14 protein-coding genes are annotated in these 14,773 nt (G+C 69.2%); 8 read left to right on the plus strand and 6 right to left on the minus strand.

Going from position 1 to position 14,773, the window contains the following annotated elements:
- Positions 1-7: 7 nt before the first annotated feature.
- From B0E41_RS18655 to B0E41_RS18665, 3 genes are all read right to left on the minus strand, one after another.
- Positions 8-448 (minus strand): VOC family protein, encoded by a 441-nt coding sequence (locus B0E41_RS18655; RefSeq protein WP_077333124.1) that lies wholly within the window; start codon positions 446-448, stop codon positions 8-10.
- A gap of 192 nt (positions 449-640) precedes the next feature.
- Positions 641-991, minus strand: coding sequence for a hypothetical protein (locus tag B0E41_RS18660; protein ID WP_077333126.1), 351 nt, complete (start codon positions 989-991; stop codon positions 641-643).
- A gap of 36 nt (positions 992-1,027) precedes the next feature.
- On the minus strand, positions 1,028-1,414 hold the full coding sequence (locus B0E41_RS18665) for a TraR/DksA C4-type zinc finger protein (protein WP_077333128.1): 387 nt from the start codon (positions 1,412-1,414) through the stop codon (positions 1,028-1,030).
- 201 nt (positions 1,415-1,615) lie between these two features.
- On the opposite strand from B0E41_RS18665, the gene B0E41_RS18670 reads away from it, so the two are divergent.
- From B0E41_RS18670 to B0E41_RS18680, 3 genes are read left to right on the plus strand one after another with little or no spacing between them, the layout of a single operon-like run.
- Positions 1,616-2,455 (plus strand): enoyl-CoA hydratase/isomerase family protein, encoded by an 840-nt coding sequence (locus tag B0E41_RS18670; RefSeq protein WP_077333130.1) that lies wholly within the window; start codon positions 1,616-1,618, stop codon positions 2,453-2,455.
- A 54-nt stretch (positions 2,456-2,509) separates the two neighbouring features.
- Positions 2,510-3,604, plus strand: a complete 1,095-nt coding sequence (locus B0E41_RS18675; RefSeq protein ID WP_216350786.1) for a PhaM family polyhydroxyalkanoate granule multifunctional regulatory protein — start codon at positions 2,510-2,512, stop codon at positions 3,602-3,604.
- A gap of 25 nt (positions 3,605-3,629) precedes the next feature.
- A complete protein-coding gene (locus B0E41_RS18680; RefSeq protein WP_077333132.1) occupies positions 3,630-4,922 on the plus strand; it encodes an FIST N-terminal domain-containing protein in 1,293 nt (430 codons plus the stop codon).
- 21 nt (positions 4,923-4,943) lie between these two features.
- Here B0E41_RS18680 and B0E41_RS18685 read toward each other — a convergent pair whose 3' ends face one another.
- The 3 genes from B0E41_RS18685 to B0E41_RS18695 form a co-directional block, all read right to left on the minus strand.
- Entirely contained in the window at positions 4,944-6,170 is a 1,227-nt protein-coding gene (locus B0E41_RS18685; protein WP_077333134.1) for an MFS transporter, read from the minus strand.
- Positions 6,167-7,045 (minus strand): ProQ/FINO family protein, encoded by an 879-nt coding sequence (locus B0E41_RS18690; protein ID WP_077333136.1) that lies wholly within the window; start codon positions 7,043-7,045, stop codon positions 6,167-6,169. The genes B0E41_RS18685 and B0E41_RS18690 overlap by 4 nt, the downstream gene beginning before the upstream one ends.
- Positions 7,046-7,260: 215 nt before the next feature.
- Positions 7,261-7,992, minus strand: coding sequence for a helix-turn-helix transcriptional regulator (locus tag B0E41_RS18695; RefSeq protein ID WP_077333146.1), 732 nt, complete (start codon positions 7,990-7,992; stop codon positions 7,261-7,263).
- A 128-nt stretch (positions 7,993-8,120) separates the two neighbouring features.
- Here B0E41_RS18695 and B0E41_RS18700 point away from each other — a divergent pair, with 128 nt between their 5' ends.
- The 5 genes from B0E41_RS18700 to B0E41_RS18720 all read left to right on the plus strand — a co-directional run.
- Positions 8,121-9,008: a hypothetical protein gene (locus B0E41_RS18700; RefSeq protein WP_077333138.1), complete on the plus strand. Its 888-nt coding sequence runs from the start codon at positions 8,121-8,123 to the stop codon at positions 9,006-9,008.
- Positions 9,009-9,046: 38 nt separating this feature from the next.
- Positions 9,047-10,981 (plus strand): MFS transporter, encoded by a 1,935-nt coding sequence (locus B0E41_RS18705; RefSeq protein WP_077333148.1) that lies wholly within the window; start codon positions 9,047-9,049, stop codon positions 10,979-10,981.
- A gap of 28 nt (positions 10,982-11,009) precedes the next feature.
- The gene (locus tag B0E41_RS18710; protein ID WP_077333140.1) at positions 11,010-11,648 is read left to right on the plus strand and encodes a CDP-alcohol phosphatidyltransferase family protein; all 639 of its coding nucleotides are present in this window, start codon (positions 11,010-11,012) and stop codon (positions 11,646-11,648) included.
- Positions 11,645-13,405 (plus strand): bifunctional alpha/beta hydrolase/class I SAM-dependent methyltransferase, encoded by a 1,761-nt coding sequence (locus B0E41_RS18715; RefSeq protein ID WP_077333142.1) that lies wholly within the window; start codon positions 11,645-11,647, stop codon positions 13,403-13,405. Before B0E41_RS18710 ends, B0E41_RS18715 begins: the two co-directional genes overlap by 4 nt.
- 17 nt (positions 13,406-13,422) lie before the next feature.
- On the plus strand, positions 13,423-14,773 hold a 1,351-nt coding region (locus tag B0E41_RS18720), incomplete at its 3' end, for a phosphatase PAP2/dual specificity phosphatase family protein (RefSeq protein ID WP_253195007.1).

Here is a 14,773-nt window from a genome sequence, read left to right on the forward strand (position 1 = left end):
TGCCGGTTCAGGTGGCGAAGATCGCGTCGGTGCTGGCGAAACCCTTGACCTCGATCGGGTTGCCGAAGGGGTCGCAGAAAAACATCGTCCACTGTTCGCCGGGCTGGCCTTCGAAGCGGCATTGCGGCGGCAGCACGAAGTCCATGCCCGCCGCCTGCAGCCGCGCGGCCAGCGCCTGCCAATCGGGCAGCCGCATCACCAGGCCGAAGTGCGGCATCGGCACCAGGTGCTCGCCCACCCGGCCGGTGCGTGTGGTCTTGAAGGGTTCCCCCAGGTGCAGCGAGATCTGGTGGCTGAAGAAATCAAAGTCCACCCAGGTGTCGGTGCTGCGGCCCTCCGTGCAACCCAGCACACCGCCGTAGAAGCGCCGCGCCGCGTCGAGATCGGTGACGTGGAACGCGAAGTGAAACAGGCCGCGCGCGGGCAGGGTGCTGGGCTGGATGGGCATCGCCGCAGAATAACAAAAGCCCACCGGCGCGTGCCGGTGGGCTCTTCATGGGGCTCTCAAGGCGCCGGAGCAACCCGCCGCGCGCCCCAGGGCACCGCCGGGCCGGCTTTGCCGGACGGCCAGTGCCCGCCCCCTGGGGGGTGACGCGAAGCGGCGCAGGGGGGTCCATCGCTTCGCGGGGGGGCTTCGCTGTTACACCAACCTTTTGAAGTACTGGCGCGCCATCGCCACCACCTGAGCGTCGCTCGGGTGGTCGGTCGTCACCACATCAACCACCGCTTGGTCGATGGCGTGGGCGTTGTGCTTGCAGAAGTCGCGGAACTCGATCTTGGCGTTGGCTGGGCCGGTCAGCAGCACCTCGGTCACGCCGGTCAGCGTGTCGGCGATCTGTTTGAAGAAGTCCTTGTCGGCGCCGACATGGCCGTGTTTGGGCGTGTGGTGGCTGCGCGCCTTGATCCGCTGCGCCTCGACGTGTTCCTTGTCAAACATCAGCACATGGGCTTCGGTGTGGTCCATCCAGACGACGGCGTGGAAAGTGGTCATGCGGTGTTTTCCTTTGAAGGGGTTTTGAGAAAGAGGTCAGTAGCCGGCCGGACGCACCGCGCCGCTGGCCTGCTCGGCCTTGCCTTGGCAGCCCACACAGCGCAGGGCCGTGGGGTTGGCGTGCAGCCGCGCGTTGGCGATGGCGTCACCGCAGTCGACACACAGGCCGTAGCTGCCGTCGGCGACGCGCTGCAGCGCGGCGTCGATGGCGATCAGTTCGGCCGACTCGCGTTCTTCCATGGCGAAGGCCAGGTCGCGCTCGGCGTCGGCCTGTGCCCAGTCATCGCTCTCGTGCCTGCGGGCCTCGGCGGCCGCTTCGGCGCGACCGATCTGGCCGCCGCGCTGGGCGCGCAACTGGGCCAGCACGTCGGTGCGCATGCCGCGCAGCTGTTGGGCAAAGGTGTCTGAGAGTGGGGTGGTCATGTGTGCTCCTCTTTGATCAGTCTGAACAGGTGGTTCTGGGACGGTGAACCCATGTTGCGCCCGCCGTCTGTGCGGTGCCTTGACCAGCGTCAAGCGGTTCCCCTGAAGTCCCGTGGCTAGGGGCAAATCCTCGGCGGGAACGGGGTGAATTCGACGCAGAATTGCCCCACCTTTCCGACCCCTTGCTCAGGAGTGCCATTCATGCCCGCTGTCGACTACGGCCGTTACCTGACCCTCGCCATCACCCGGCGCGGTCCCACCGTGAACGGTGTGCCTTCGGTGCTCGACATCCAGATGCGCGCCGATGGTCCGGGCGGCAACGGCAAGCTGCCCACCGCCGGGCACGATGGCCACTGGGAGCTGAGCGAGATCTGGCGCGACGTGGGGCGCGACGACGCGGTGCGCTGCGCCGTGCTGCGCGGCAGCGGCCAGGGTTTTTCGGGTGGCGGCGACCTGGCGCTGGTGCAGGACATGGCGACCGACTTCGAGGTGCGAACCCGGGTGTGGAAAGAGGCGCGCGACCTCGTCTACAACGTCATCAACTGCGACAAACCCATCGTCAGCGCCATGCACGGCCCGGCCGTGGGCGCCGGTCTCGTGGCGGGCCTGTTGGCCGACATCTCGATCGCTGCCAAGAGCGCCAAGATCGTCGATGGCCACACGCGCCTGGGCGTGGCGGCCGGCGACCACGCGGCCATCGTCTGGCCGCTGCTGTGTGGCCTGGCCAAGGCCAAGTACTACCTCATGCTGTGCGAGCCGATCAGTGGCGAAGAGGCCGAGCGCATCGGCCTGGTGTCGCTCGCGGTGGACGAGGCGCAGCTGCTCGACAAGGCCTACGAGGTGGCCGACCGGCTGGCCTCGGGCAGCCAGACCGCGATCCGCTGGACCAAGTACTCGCTCAACAACTGGCTGCGCCAGGCGGGCCCTGCGTTTGACACCTCGCTGGCGCTGGAATTCATGGGTTTTGCCGGGCCCGATGTGCGCGAAGGTGTGGCATCCTTGCGAGAGCGTCGGCCTCCCCGTTACGGCGTGGACGACTGAGCGCCCGATCCGACAGCGACCCTTCTTCCCCGATCACCCCCAGAGGAGACAGCCATGAGCGACGCCAGCGGTTTCGGCAAATTCGTACCCGGTTTCGAGTTCCTGCAAAACCTCGCGGGGCAGGCCGCCGGGGGTATGGCCGAGGGCCTGGGCAAAAGCGTGCCGCAGATGCCCAACCTCGGCAACTGGGTGGCGCCCACCTTCAACGTCGAAGACCTTGAAAAGCGCATCGACGAGCTCAAGGCGGTGCAGTTCTGGCTCGACCAGAACGCCAAGGCGCTGGCCGCCACCATCCAGGCGCTGGAGGTGCAGAAGATGACACTCGCCACGCTCAAGACCATGAACTTCAGCCTGGGCGACGTGGCCAATTCGCTCAAGCTCAAGGCCACCGAGGCCATGGCCGGGTTCGCCGGGGTCACCCCAGCCCCGGCCGCCCCCAAGGGCTTCGCCGGCCTTGAGATTCCGCCCCGCACCTATGGCGCGCGAGCGCCCGAGCCGGAAGCCGAAGACGTCGAAGAAGACGCTGAAGACGTGGAGGACGAAGCCCCCGAAGAAGCCGCCGCGCCCGAGCCCGTGAAGAAGTCGCGCAAGGCAGCGGCGCAGGGCGAGTCGTCCGCGCTGGCCGGTGGGGTGATCGATCCCATGCAGTGGTGGGGCGCGCTGTCGCAGCAATTCCAGCAGATCGCGACCACGGCCATGAAAGACGTGGCCAAACAGGGCGCGCTCGACGCGACGCGCAACGTGGCCAGCGGCCTGACCGAGCAGGCGGTGAAAACCGCGACCGGCATGGCCGGCAAGGCGGGCCGCAAAATCGGCGACACCGTCGCGCGCAATGTGGGCGCGGCGGCGGGCATGGGCCAGGCTGCCGTGCGCGCGGTCAGCGGCAAGAAGGCGCCGACCAAGGCCAAAGCCCCAGCACCGGCCCCCGCTCCAAAAGTCAAACCCAAACCCAAAGCCCAGCCCGCTGCCCAGAAAAAGCCGGTGCGCCGCCCGGCCGCCAGCCCGACGGCAGCGCAGCCCCTGTCCACCGGCGACTGGCCGATGCCCACCGCCTTTTTCCCCGGCTTCATGCCGGCGCAGAAGGTCGCCGCCGCCCCGGCCGCGCGCAAGGCCGCGGCAAAAAAGAAACCCGCCGCCCGCCGCCGCTGAGCGACCGGCCCTCGAAACCGCGCGCATGAAGCTCTTTCCCTACGCCCACGCCACCCACCCGCAATGGCGCATGGCCGCCGCGCTGGTGCTCGCGCAGTTGCGTGCGCAGATGGCGCTGCCGACCTACGCCCACGCGCCCGGGCTGGCCTTGCTCTACATCACCGACCACTACGCCGCGCAAGCCCAGGACATCCTTGCTCACCTCAGTGCCGAGCTGCCCGAAGTGACCGACTGGGCAGGCACCGTGGGGGTGGGCATTGCGGCCAACAACGTCGAGTACTTCGACGAGCCCGCGCTCGCCGTGATGCTCTGCGACCTCAGCCCCGACCAGTACCGCGTGTTCAGCGGTGTCGCGCCGCTGCCCGCGAGCGGCTCCGAGCCCGGCGGCTTTGTGGCCCACACCGCGCTGCTGCACGCCGACCCCGGCGCGAACGATCTGGCCGAACTCATTGCCGAAGTGGCCGAGCGCACCCAGTCAGGCCATGTGTTTGGCGGGCTGGTGGGCAGCCGCTCGGCCAGCGTGCAGTTTGCGGCCAGCAGCGCCGGCAACCTGAGCGGGCAGGGGGCGGCGGGTGGCGTGCTGTCGGGCGGGCTCAGTGGCGTGGCTTTCGGGCCCGATGTGGCGCTGGTGTCGCGCGTCACCCAGGGCGCGCAGCCCGTGGACCGCGAGCGCGAGATCACCGCCGTGGACGGTAACCTCGTGCTGGCACTCGACGGCGAGCCCGCGCTCGACGTGCTGCTGCGTGAGCTGGGGGTGTCGCTCGCGCAACCCCAGCAGGCCATGGAGCGCCTGCGCCGCACGCTCGTGGGCCTCACGCTGCCGCAGCACCGTCTGGCCGACGGCGAGGGCGCGCAGCGGCGCCATGTGCGCGGCCAGTTCGGCCCCGAGGTCATGGTGCGCCACATCATCGGCCTGGACCCGGCGCGCAAGGGTGTGGCGATTGCCGAGCACCCGCCGCTGGGCGCGCACCTCGCGTTCTGCGAGCGCCACGTCAAAGCCGCGCGCGCCGACCTGGTGCGCGTGTGCAGCGAGATCCGCGAAGAGCTGGAGCCTGAAACGCTGAGCCTGAGCGCCACCACCGGCGACGCGAGCGACACCGAGGCGCCCGCCGCGCGGCAGATCATGGGCGCGGTCTATGTGAGCTGTTCGGGCCGTGGCGGCCTGCATTTCGGCGCCCCCAGCGCCGAGCTGCAGATCGTGCGCCGCGCGCTCGGCGACGTGCCGCTGGTGGGCTTCTTTGCCGGCGGCGAAATCGCCCACCAGCAGCTCTACGGTTACACCGGTGTGTTGACCGTGTTCACCACGCCGGCCGCCTAAGGCAACGCCACGGGAACTTATTCAGCGTCGCGCAGAGCGCCGCAGCAGGAACACGACGATCGCCAGGTTCAGCAGGTTGAAGCCGATGCCGTTGATGAAGGCGGCCTGGTAGGAGCCGGTCAGGTCGAAGATCACCCCCGACATCCAGCCACCCAGCGCCATGCCGAACAGCGTGGCCATCAGCACGGTGCCGGTGCGCGCGCCGGCCTGTGCGGGCGAGAAGTGCTCGCGCACGATCAGCGCGTAGCTCGGCACGATGCCGCCCTGGAACAGGCCGAACAGGCCCGAGATCAGGTAAAGCGGCACCAGCCCGTCGAAGGGCAGAAACATCAGCAGCGCCACGCCCTGCAACACCGAGCCCAGCAGCAGGGTGCGCAGGCCGCCGATGCGGTCGGAGATCCAGCCCGAGATCAGCCGGCTCGCGATGCCCATGCCCAGCATCACCGACAGCATCTCCGCGCCGCGCGCGGCGCCAAACCCGAGGTCGGTGCAGTAGGCCACGATGTGCACCTGCGGCATCGACATCGCCACGCAGCACGACACGCCGGCCACGCACAGCAGCGCCTGCAGCGTGCCGGGCGAGAGGCCGAGCGGGCGCTCGGTGTTCACCGCGCCGGCGGTTGGCGATGCCGCCGCGACCGGCCCGGGTGGCTCGGGCGGCCGGCGGCGCAAGACCAGCGCCAACGGCAGCATCACCAGCAGGCAGAAAACGCCAATGCCCATGTAGGTCTGGCGCCAGCCGTGGGATTCGACAAAGTGCTGGATCACCGGCGGCCACACCGCGCCGGCCAGGTAGTTGCCGCTCATGCAGATCGCCAGTGCGGTGCCGCGCCGTCGCGTGAACCAGCGCGAGGTGTCGGCCACCAGCGGTGCGAACGTGGCCGAGGTGCCGAGCAGGCCCATCAAGAGGCCTTGCGCCAGGCTGAACTGCCAGAGGCTGCCCGACGCGCCGGCTGCGATGAAGCCCAGGCCGAGCCCGACCGAGCCGCCGAGCACCGGCACCATCACGCCGTAGCGGTCGGCCAGCTTGCCCATCAGCACGCCGCCGAGGCCAAAGCCCACCATGGTCAGCGTGTAGGGCAGCGAGGCGTCGCCGCGCGCCACGTCAAAGTCGGCCTGGATGCGCGGCAACACCACCGTCACCGAATACATGCCGGCGCCACCCAGCGTCATCAGCGCCAGCGACACCATCAACCGGCACCACGCGTAGGGTGATTCGGCGTTGGCGTCGGGCGGGCGCGGGTTCATGGTGCGGGCGGAGAGGCCTCTGGCGCCGGGTCTGCTTCGTTGGCTGCGCTGGTCACCACGGCCGTGTCCGGCGCGGGCGCCAGGGCCTGGCGGGCCAGGTGAGCGCGGGCGCGCTCCAGCGTGCGGTTGGCTTCCAGCACGTGCATGCCGTACATGTCGGCAAAAGCTTCCACGGTTTTGCCGCTGGCATCAAAGGCGCGCAGCAGCGCTTCTTCGCGTGCTTCGCGCGTCGCGGCCACGGCCAGCGCGTCCTGCGTGAGCTGGTTCACCTCTTCGTCGCGCCCGCGCACGCGCTCGGCGTATTCGTCGCGCGGCAAACCCGAGGCTTCATACGCCTGCAGGATGCGCTGGCGCAGCTTGGGGCGCAGGTCTTCGCGGCTGCGCGCGCCGCGGCGGCGGAACACCTCGATCAGCGCGTGGTGCACCTGCTCGGGCGTGAGCGCCTCCACGGGCTGGCCGCTCAGATCGTGCCGCGGCAGGCCCGAGGCCACCACCGTGAGGTAGCGCGACGAGCGCGCGTGAAGCCCCAGCGCGGCCTTCAGGCTGTCTTTGTCCAGCACATCCGGGTAGGCCGCCAGCAGGTCTTCATAGATGCCGCGCTTGAGCGGCAGCAAGGTCTCGCCAAACAGCGTGGGGACCAGCTCGGCCAGCTGGTCCAGCACCGGGTGCGGACGTGCAGGCGCCTGGCCGGCCGGGCGCTCGGTGTTGGCCGGGCGCTGCGGGCGACGACCACCACCGCTGCGACCGCCGGGGTTGCCCCCGTTGCGTCCCTCGTTGCGGCGTGGCGGGCGGGCGGCACCGGCCGGCTGCTCGGCAGGGCTCTCAGCGGATGCTGGTGCGGCGTTGTCGGGTGTGTCTTGGGCGGTGGCGTTCATTGGAGAGCAGAAATAGATGGGCCCCGTTTTCGGGCAAGCCCGACATCATGCCAGCCCGGCCCAGCGACGAGGCCGTCGAGTCACAACGGCCTCGGCAGAAACAGGCCTTCGCAGAAAGAAGGGAAGCCCTCCAGAACGCCGCGGAACCGGCTTCGCCGGGCCGACAGCGTTGCCCCCTTGAGGGGGTCGCGCGCAGCGCGGCGGGGGTGGGCTTTCTATTTGCGCAGCTGCGCAAAGGCTTCGAATTCCCAGCTCCGCATCGCCAGCACCAGCGTGTAGCCCTCGCGGTCTTTGTCGGCCAGCTTCTGGTCGGTCTGGTGCTGTTGCGCGAAATCCTGCGCCACGCGCTGCAGCCGCTCCATGAACATCGGCGCCAGCGTGCGGCTCACCGAGCCGTGCACCAGCATCAGGCCCTCGCCGGCACCGTCGAAGCCGCCCGCGAAGTAGTCCAGCAGCGCGTGGTCGCGGAAGTAGTTCATCACCGGGCCGTGCGGCCGCCAGCGGAAGGTCTTGGCCAGCTTGAGGCGGTAGCGGTTCAGGGGCCGCAGTTCGATGATGCCGATGCGGTCGAGCTGCACCAGGTACTTCACGCAATCCGCCTCGCTCAGGCGGTAGCTCGCGGTCATCTGCTCCAGCGTCCACTGGCTGAGCACGCAGATCGCCACGAGCAACAGCTTCTTGTCGGCCACCACCGCGCGCTCTTGCTCGGCCGTCATTTCCTTCAGCAGCGGCTGCGCGTCGGCCACGCGACGCGCGAGCTCGGCGAAATCCAGTTTGAGCGCGCGGCAGATCTCGTCCACCCGCGAGAGCGACATGTCGCCCTTGGCCAGCATGCGCTTCACGCTCGACTCCGCCATGCCCATGGCCACCGCCAGGTCGGCGTAGGTCATCTGCGCGGCCTTGAGTTCTTTCTTGACGGCTGCGACGAGGTCGAGGGTGGTGCTCATGGCATCGGGGTATCGGATGTCGATACCGGTGGTGAATGTGGTGGCCACTGTATCGCAATGTGATTCCGTTTGAAGCTGCCCGACCAGACACTGCGGGCGCTCGATTCACCCCGCCCACAGGAGCCCTCATGCGATTGCCCGCCCTCAGCCCACACCGCGCCCGCCGCGCCACACCCCGCGCCCCGGCGCCGTCCGCCGAAACCGCCTTGCTCGCCTGGGCCTTCTGCCTGCTCACGCTCTGGCTCGTGGCGCTTTGGGCAGGCCCCGTCTTGCTGGACGCCCTGGGCATGGCCCTTAACCCCCATGGCCACCGCCACCTCCACGCCCACGGTCACCCCTTCGTGGACGCGCGCACGCTGCTCGGTCTGCCCAACGCCATGGACGTGCTCAGCAACCTGCCGCTCGCGCTGGCTGGCGCCTGGGGCCTGTGGACCCTGCCGCGTGTCAGCTTGCCAGAGGTCACCCACCGCGCGACGCAGACATTCTTCGCCGGCCTGCTGCTCACCGGCTTGGGCTCAGCCTGGTACCACTGGGCGCCCGATGCGGCCGGCCTGGTGTGGGACCGCCTGGGCATGGCGGTCACCTTCGCGGGCGCCTTGTCGCTGGCCGTGGCCGAGCGCGTGGGCCAGGGTCCGGCGCGCCCCACGTTGTGGGTGGCGCTGGGCTTGGCGGTGGTGTCCGCCGCACTGCCGCAGCTGCTGGGCAATGTGCTGCCCTGGGCGGTGGTGCAGTTCGGTGGCATGGCGCTCATCGTCTGGGCCGTGTTGCAACGGCCCACGGCCGGCGCCATCGGCATCCGACTCGGCGCGCTGATCGCCTGGTACGCGCTGGCCAAGGCGCTGGAGCTGGGCGACGAGGCCGTGTTCCACACCACGGGCGACCTGGTCTCGGGCCACACCCTCAAACACATCGCCGCCGCGCTGGCCGCCTGGCCCGTTCTCGCCGCCACCAACGCCACCGGAAAAGCCGTCCGCCTGCGGCAGAATGCGGCAGACCCTGGCGCGGCCCGCGCATGAACAAGAAGCCCCGCCACCACCCGCAGGAGGAGAACCGCATGTCCACCACCGCTTACGCCAGCGAGCCAGCGCACGCCAACCAGTTCGCCCTGCTCACGCAGCGCCGTTTCGGCCCCTTCTTCTGGGTGCAGTTTTTCGGCGCGGGAAACGACAACGTCTTCAAGTTCGCCTTCACCGTGCTCGTCACCTACCAGCTGCAGGTGAGCTGGCTGCCCGCTTCGATGGCGGGGCTGGTGATCGGCGCGCTGTTCATCCTGCCCTTCCTGCTGTTCAGTGCCACCAGCGGGCAGCTGGCCGACAAGTACCCCAAGGAGGTGCTGATCCGCTTCGTGAAGAGCCTGGAGATCGCCATCATGCTGCTGGCTGGCTGGGGCTTCATGCACCAGCAGGTGCCGCTGCTGTTGGGTTGTGTGTTTCTCATGGGCCTGCACTCCACGCTTTTTGGCCCGGTGAAGTTTGCCTACCTGCCACAGCACCTGAGCGAGCGCGAGCTGACCGGGGGCAATGGCATGGTCGAGATGGGCACCTTCGTCGCCATCCTGCTCGGCAACGTGGCGGGCGGCCTGCTGATCGCCATGCCGCTCGTGGGCCCCACCTACGTCGCCGTCGCCTGCCTGCTGCTCGCCGTGATCGGCCGGGTGCTGGCGCAGGCCGTACCTGTGTCACCCGCCACCGACCCGGCCCTGCAGATCAACTGGAACCCCATCACCGAAACCTGGCGCAACCTGAAACTCGCGCACGGCAACACCGTCGTCTTCCGCTCGCTGCTGGGCATCAGCTGGATGTGGTTCTTCGGCGCCGTGTTCCTGAGCCAGTTCCCCAGCTTCGCGCGCGACGTGCTGCACGGCGACGAGCAGGTGGCCTCGCTGCTGCTCGTGGTGTTCTCCATCGGCATCGGCATCGGCGCACTGCTGTGCGAAATCCTGAGCCGCCGCCATGTGGAGATCGGCCTCGTGCCGCTCGGCGCCATCGGCATGAGCGTGTTTTCCATCGACCTGTACTTCGCCTCGCGCGGCCTGCCGCCGTCCACCGTGGCGCTCACGCTCGGCCAGTTCATGGCCGAGACCGCGCACTGGCGCGTGCTGGCCGACCTGGCGCTGCTCTCGCTGTTTGCCGGCATCTACAGCGTGCCCATGTACGCGCTGATCCAGATGCGCAGCCAGCCCACGCACCGCGCCCGCATCATCGCGGCCAACAACATCTTGAACGCGCTGTTCATGATCGGCAGCTCGGTGCTGGCGGGGGCGCTGCTCAGCGCGGGCGTGAGCATTCCGCAGCTCTTTCTGCTGGTCGGTCTGGCCAACGCCGTGGTCGCGTTCTACATCTTCATGCTGGTGCCCGAATACCTGCTGCGCTTCGTGGCCTGGGTGCTCTCGCGCTTGATCTACCGGTTCGATGTCAAGGGCGACCTGAACATCCCCACCGAAGGCGCCGCCGTGCTGGTCTGCAACCACGTGAGCTTTGTCGACGCCGTGCTGTTGATGGCCGCGAGCCCGCGCCCGATCCGCTTCCTCATGGACCACCGCATCTTCAAGGTGCCGGTGTTGGGCTGGCTGTTCAAGCTGGGCAAGGCCATCCCGGTGGCGCCGCAGAAAGAAGACCCGGCCGCCTACGAAGCCGCGTTCCGCGAAGCGGCCCAGGTGCTGCGCGAAGGCGACCTGCTCGGCATCTTTCCTGAAGGTGGCATCACCCGCGACGGCACGCTGCAGCCCTTCAAGGGTGGCATCGCCAAGATCCTGACGCAGGCCCAGGCCGATGGCGTGCCGGTCAACGTGGTGCCCATGGCGCTCACCAACCTCTGGGGCTCGTACTTCAGCCGGGTCGAACTGGCCGGCGGCGAACCGACCGCCATGGTCAAACCGTTCCGCCGTGGCCTGTTCAACCGTGTGGGCTTGAACGTGGGTGAGGCGGTGCCCGCGGGGGCCGTGACGCCCGATGCGCTGCGTGAGCGTGTGGCCGGCCTGCTCGCATAGCGGCCATCGTTTACAAGGGACGTTGACCATGTCGATCTATCAATTGAAGCCCGCATTTCAGAACCTGCTGCGCCCGGGCGTGGTGCGCCTGCACGCCTGGGGTGTAACCGCCAACCAGGTCACGGTGCTGGCCTGTGTGATCTCGGTCGCGCTCGGGTTGGGCCTGTTCTTTCTGGCGCCACCGCCGCAGGCCTTTGCGCTCATTCCGCTGTGGATGTTCGTGCGCATGGCGTTCAACGCGGTAGACGGCATGCTGGCGCGCGAACACGGTCAACAGACACCGCTGGGCGCGTTCCTCAACGAGCTCACCGACGTGGTGTCCGACGCCGCGCTGTACCTGCCTTTTGCGCTGGTGCTGCCGGGCAACCCCTTTTGGCTCGGGCTGGTGATCGTGCTGGCCGGGCTGTCCGAGTTCGCGGGCGCGCTGGGCCCCACCGTGGGGGCCAGCCGCCGCTACGACGGCCCCATGGGCAAGAGCGACCGGGCCTTCGTGTTTGGCGCGCTGGGTCTGGCGCTCGCGCTGGGCATTCCCATGCCCGGCTGGACGGCGCTGCTGATGCCGGTGCTGGCCTTGCTCATCGCGCTCACCACCGTGCGCCGCGTGCGTTCGGCCCTGGCCGAGCGCCATGTTTCTTCTTCAACAACCACAACAAAAGGGCGTTCATGAACACCACACGGCCGGTACAAGAGTGCCGCTTTTCCACCCACGACGGGGCTTCGCTGTTCTACCGGCACTGGCCGGCCACGGCGGCACAGCGGCGGGGCGCGGTGGTGTTGTTTCACCGGGGGCATGAGCACGGCGCGCGCATGGCCCACCTGGTGGATGAACTGAACCTGCCCGAGTTCGACTTCTTCGCCTGGGACGCGCGCGGCCATGGCCGCTCGCCGGGCCAGCGCGGCCACAGCCCCAGCTTCGCCACCTCGGTGCGCGACGTGCAGACCTTCGTGGACCACATCGCGTCTGAACACGGTGTGGCACAGACCGATCAATACGTCATTGCGCAAAGCGTGGGCGCGGTGCTGGTGTCCACCTGGGCGCACGACTACGCCCCCGCCATCCGCGGCATGACGCTGGCCTCACCCGCGTTCAAGGTGAAGCTGTATGTGCCCTTCGCGCGCGCCGGCTTGGCGCTGATGCACAAGCTGCGCGGGCTGTTCTTCGTGAACAGCTACGTGAAGGCCAAGTTCCTTACCCACGACCCCGAGCGCATTGCCAGCTACGAAGCCGACCCCCTGATCTCGCGCCCGATCGCGGTCAACATCCTGCTTGATCTGTACACCGCGGCCGAGCGCGTGGTGGCCGACGCGCAGGCCATCGTGGTGCCCACGCAGCTGCTCATCTCGGGCGCCGACTGGGTGGTGCACCACAAGCCGCAGCACCGGTTCTTCGAACGCCTGGGCAGTGCGGTGAAAGAGAAGCTGGAGCTGCCGGGTTTCTTTCACGACACCCTGGGCGAGCGCGACCGCGCCAGTGCCCTGTTGGCCTTGCGCGGCTTCTTGCTCAAGCAGTTCGACGCCCCCGCCGCACCGGTCAACCTGCTGCAGGCCGACCAGCGCGGCGCTACGGCGGACGAGGCGCGCACGCTCGCCGAACCACTCTCGCCGCTGTCCCCGCGCGGCCTGTACTGGGCCAGCACACGGGCCGGTCTCAAGCTCGGTGGCCTGCTGTCCGACGGCGTTCGCCTGGGCCATGAGACCGGTTTCGACTCCGGCAGCACGCTGGACTACGTGTACCGCAACCAGGCCAAGGGCGTGCCGCTGGTGGGCGCCCTGATCGACCGCGCGTATCTGGACTCCATTGGCTGGCGCGGCATCCGCCAGCGCAAGCTGCACGTCGAAGAACTGCTGCGCGACGCCATGCAGCGCCTGACCGCCGCCGGGCGCGAGGTGCGGCTGATGGACATCGCCGCCGGCCATGGCCGCTACGTGCTCGATGCCGTGGCCAGCAGCCCGGTGCCGGTGGCCTCGGTGCTGTTGCGCGACTACAGCGACATCAACGTGCGCGACGGCCAGGCGCTGATCGCGCAGCGCGGCCTGCAGTCCACCGCCCGTTTCGAGAAGGCCGACGCCTTCGACCGCGCCCAGGTGGCCAGCGCCACGCCGCGCCCCACGCTGGTCACGGTCTCGGGCCTGTACGAGCTGTTCCCTGACAACGCCATGGTCGCCCGCTCGCTGGCCGGTGTGGCCGACGCGGTGGCGCCGGGCGGTTACCTGGTCTACACCGGCCAACCCTGGCACCCGCAGCTGGAGATGATCGCGCGCGCCCTCACCAGCCACCGCCAGGGCCAGGCGTGGGTGATGCGCCGCCGCACGCAGGCCGAGATGGACCAGCTCGTGGCCGCTGCCGGCTTCAGAAAAATCACGCAGCGCATCGACGAGTGGGGCATCTTCACCGTGTCGCTGGCGGTGCGCGAGGCGGCATGACTTCACTGCGTGGTTCCGTGAACAGCAGCGCACCCGCAGCCTGGCCGTGGCGGCGCTCGCTCGCCTGGCTGGCCCTGCTCGCGCCGCTGTTCTACCTGAGCTACGGCCTGGCCAACTGGTGGGCGGTGCAGCGCTCGGCGGCGGGGCAGGTGCCCACAGTGGTCTTCGACTGGGAGCATCACATCCCGTTCTGGGACTGGACGGTGTTCCCCTACTGGTCCATCAACGCCTTCTACGGCCTGTCGCTGTTCCTGAGCCGCAGCAAACACCGCATCAACCGCCACGCGGCCCGCCTGCTCACGGCGCAGTTCGTCGCCGTGGCCTGCTTTGTGGCGTGGCCGCTGCATTTCAGCTTCGGGCGGCCCGAGGCCCACGGCGCTGCGGGTTTCCTGTTTGCGGCCCTGCGCGGGTTTGACCAGCCCTTCAACCAGGCCCCTTCGCTGCACATCGCGCTGGCCGTCATCCTGTGGGACTGGTACCGGCCGCTGATGCGCAACACCTGGCAGCGCGCACTGCTGCACGTCTGGACCTTCGCCATTTGCGCCTCGGTGCTCACCACCTACCAGCACCATTTCATCGACATCCCCACCGGCGCTCTGCTCGGTTTGCTGTGCGTGTGGTTGTGGCCGCTGGAGCGTGAGGTGGCTTTGCCCGTGGCATGGCGGTTGAGCCACGATCCGCAGCGGCTGAAGCTGGCCGCGCTGTATGTCGCAGGCGCTGCCGGTGTGCTGGCGCTGGCGCTCTGGTGGGGCGGCGTGGCGCTCTGGCTGGCCTGGCCGGCCGCGTCGCTGGCCGTGGTGGCCTTGAACTACCTGGGCTTTGGCGCGCGCGGGTTCCGCATGGACCGCTCGGGCCGCATGCACTGGTCGGCGCGCTGGCTGCTGGCGCCGTACCTCTGGGCCGCAGCCTTCAACGCCTGGGCCTGGACGCGCAACCTGCCGCCCCGGGTGGAGGTGGTGCCCGGCGTCTGGCTGGGGCGGCGCCCGCGCCTCGCCGAATGGCTGGCCGCTGGCCAGCCCGCGCTGGTGAGCCTGTGTGCGGAACTGCCCTTGCACGCTGCGGCGCAGCCGGTGAGCCGCTGCCTGCCCATGCTGGACCTGGTGGTCCCCAGCCCAGCCCGCCTGCGGCGCGCGGCGCACCTGGTGCAGGCCCAGCGCGGTGCCGGCCAGGACGGGCCGGTGTGGGTGTGTTGTGCCCTCGGTTTCTCGCGCAGCGCGGCGGCGGTGGTGGCCTGGCAGTTGCTGCACCAGGGCACGCCCGATCTGGCGCAGGCCGCAGCCCGCACGCGCCAGGCCCGGCCCCAACTGGTGCTGGGGCCGGGGTGGCTGGGGGCCTTGAAGCAACTGGCTTCGCCGGCCGCTGGTGGGG

The sequence above is a fragment of the Hydrogenophaga sp. A37 genome, from assembly GCF_002001205.1.
Lineage (GTDB): Bacteria > Pseudomonadota > Gammaproteobacteria > Burkholderiales > Burkholderiaceae_C > Hydrogenophaga.

Coding starts and splice junctions, on each gene's coding strand:
- B0E41_RS18670 (WP_077333130.1), top strand. CDS start 1,616: ATGCCCGCTGTCGACTACGGCCGTTACCTGACCCTCGCCATCACCCGG.
- B0E41_RS18685 (WP_077333134.1), bottom strand. CDS start 6,170: ATGAACCCGCGCCCGCCCGACGCCAACGCCGAATCACCCTACGCGTGG.
- B0E41_RS18700 (WP_077333138.1), top strand. CDS start 8,121: ATGCGATTGCCCGCCCTCAGCCCACACCGCGCCCGCCGCGCCACACCC.
- B0E41_RS18680 (WP_077333132.1), top strand. CDS start 3,630: ATGAAGCTCTTTCCCTACGCCCACGCCACCCACCCGCAATGGCGCATG.
- B0E41_RS18695 (WP_077333146.1), bottom strand. CDS start 7,992: ATGAGCACCACCCTCGACCTCGTCGCAGCCGTCAAGAAAGAACTCAAG.
- B0E41_RS18710 (WP_077333140.1), top strand. CDS start 11,010: ATGTCGATCTATCAATTGAAGCCCGCATTTCAGAACCTGCTGCGCCCG.
- B0E41_RS18690 (WP_077333136.1), bottom strand. CDS start 7,045: ATGAACGCCACCGCCCAAGACACACCCGACAACGCCGCACCAGCATCC.
- B0E41_RS18660 (WP_077333126.1), bottom strand. CDS start 991: ATGACCACTTTCCACGCCGTCGTCTGGATGGACCACACCGAAGCCCAT.
- B0E41_RS18705 (WP_077333148.1), top strand. CDS start 9,047: ATGTCCACCACCGCTTACGCCAGCGAGCCAGCGCACGCCAACCAGTTC.
- B0E41_RS18665 (WP_077333128.1), bottom strand. CDS start 1,414: ATGACCACCCCACTCTCAGACACCTTTGCCCAACAGCTGCGCGGCATG.
- B0E41_RS18715 (WP_077333142.1), top strand. CDS start 11,645: ATGAACACCACACGGCCGGTACAAGAGTGCCGCTTTTCCACCCACGAC.
- B0E41_RS18675 (WP_216350786.1), top strand. CDS start 2,510: ATGAGCGACGCCAGCGGTTTCGGCAAATTCGTACCCGGTTTCGAGTTC.
- B0E41_RS18655 (WP_077333124.1), bottom strand. CDS start 448: ATGCCCATCCAGCCCAGCACCCTGCCCGCGCGCGGCCTGTTTCACTTC.